Below are 2,222 nucleotides of genomic sequence, written 5' to 3'. Positions count from 1 at the left end.
CCTTAGCAAGGGGGGGTTGGGGGGGTTCTTTTTGACACGGTTCCAGCGGCCGCAATCGAACAACCGCAGCATCAGCGCCTCCCGGTAAAAGCACAGTATTATTTTGAACCTGATGGTCGTATTGGCGATAAACCCAGCGTTTAGAAGCGATGGTAGGAGTATCTAAAAGAGTCAGCAAAATCTGATTCCAACTTTGCTGACTACCGCCGATTTCGATGCCTTCAACTGTACATTTTGGTAACGACTTCGCCGTCCATTCCCAAGCTTTTTTCGCATATTCGGGCGGTTCTGTCAACAATTCGCGGTGATAAATTGGCGTGTTATCTGCTAAGGCTGTTGCAGTAATTTCGGCAGCGATTTCGCCTTTAAACAGAATGCGGACGATCGGCTCTTCAATCACTGTCCCCGCGACTACGGCGTGCAATCCCCAGCGATGAAAAATATCAATTAATTCCTGTTCCCGTCCTTTGTGGGCGACAAACAACATCCGTTCTTGCGATTCCGAAAGCAGGTATTCGTAGGGAACCATGCCGCTTTCCCGCACCGGAACTTTATCTAAATCAAATTCAATTCCGACACCACCTTTGGCGGCCATTTCCGAAGTCGAACAGGTAATTCCGGCCGCGCCCATATCTTGAGCGGCGACGACAGCACCTGTTTTGAATGCTTCCAAACAAGCTTCAATTAAGGATTTTTCTAAGAACGGATCTCCTACTTGGACTGCTGGGCGATCGTCCATCGATTTGTCAGTCAATTCTGCACTAGCAAAACTTGCACCGCCCATGCCATCTCTGCCAGTAGTTGAGCCCACATAAAGCACAGGATTTCCAATTCCCGATGCGCCAGATTTAACGATTTCTTGAGTTTCCATTAAACCCAAAGCCATGACATTAACTAATGGGTTTTCAGCATAAGCATCATTGAAATAAACTTCGCCGCCAACTGTGGGTACCCCAATGCAATTTCCGTAGTGACTGATTCCCGATACTACGCCTTTGAACAATCTCTGAGTTTTGCTATCATCTAAATTGCCAAAGCGGAGGGAATTCAAAAGTGCGATCGGGCGAGCACCCATTGTAAAGATATCGCGGAGAATTCCACCGACACCAGTTGCAGCACCTTGGAAGGGTTCAACTGCTGACGGGTGGTTGTGGGATTCTATTTTGAAAGCAAGTTGTAAGCCATCTCCCAAATCTACAACGCCGGCATTTTCTCCAGGACCGACCAGAATGCGAGATCCCTCTGTGGGAAACTGTTTTAATAGCGGCCGCGAATTTTTGTAACAGCAGTGTTCGCTCCACATCACGCCGAACATTCCCAATTCAGCCTTATTGGGATGGCGGCCGAGGCGCTGAACGATTTCTTCATATTCTTCGGGTTTGAGTCTTTCAGCGGCAATTTGCTCGGGGGAAAATGGGAGGTTTGACATAATAATTGCGATGTTTAGTAGATTTTACATCCCGACTTGGGATTTTGTCGATCGGGACTTAGGTATCAAGGCAAAAGAAACCGGGTTTTTTATTTTAGCTGCGGGTTGGAAGGAAATCTTTTCGCTAAAAAACCCGGTTTCTCACCACTCGTCCATCCAGGACTGTTAATGCTAATTTCTAGGATGACAGAGTTTGTGGATAACAGCATTCAGATTTTAATTTCAAGCATGGATTGAAGGGGCTGCATTGTTGTCAACTTAATCTCAAAGATCGTAGCAGTTTTTGGCGGTTCCGATGAGTTCCTAGGACGCGATCGATCGTACAGAGAAATCGACAAATTACCAAATATCGGATAATAATTGACATATACCAGATTTTCTGATAATCCAACCGCGACAGACGCTGAGGATTTTCTTAAGTCCTCAAACCCTTGCGGAAGATTGCCTCTTCCCTCTTCCCTCTTCCGACTTCCATCGGACTTCCATCCTTTACATCCGTTACATCCGTTACACAATCCGCTGCCGAACTTCCCTCTTCCCTCTTCCGACTTCCATCGGACTTCGGACTTCCATCCTTTACATCCGTTACATCCCGTACACGGCTTCGCCGCCGAACTTCCCTCTTCCCTCTTCCGACTTCCATCGGACTTCTTCCGACTTCCATCCGACTTCGGACTTCCATCCGTTACATCCCGTACACGGCTTCGCTGCCGAACTTCCCTCTTCCCTCTTCCGACTTCCATCGGACTTCTTCCGACTTCCATCCGACTTCGGACTTCCATCCGTTACATCC

At 47.7% G+C, this 2,222-nt stretch carries 2 protein-coding genes; both read right to left on the bottom strand.

Translation table 11 applies throughout. The annotated features are described in order from the left end of the window. The coding region (gene purL, locus QT974_RS33620) for a phosphoribosylformylglycinamidine synthase subunit PurL (protein ID WP_333472695.1) at positions 1 to 1,429 on the bottom strand (1,429 nt) is incomplete at its 3' end. A 585-nt stretch (positions 1,430 to 2,014) separates the two neighbouring features. After that, positions 2,015 to 2,222: hypothetical protein (locus tag QT974_RS33615; protein ID WP_333472694.1), on the bottom strand; the 208-nt coding region annotated here is incomplete at its 5' end.

Origin of the sequence: Microcoleus sp. BM001215392, from assembly GCF_036700185.1 — a bacterium.
GTDB lineage: Bacteria > Cyanobacteriota > Cyanobacteriia > Cyanobacteriales > Microcoleaceae > Microcoleus.
The sequence above is the reverse complement of the archived record's forward strand: the minus strand, read 5'-3'. Positions and strand labels throughout refer to the sequence as shown.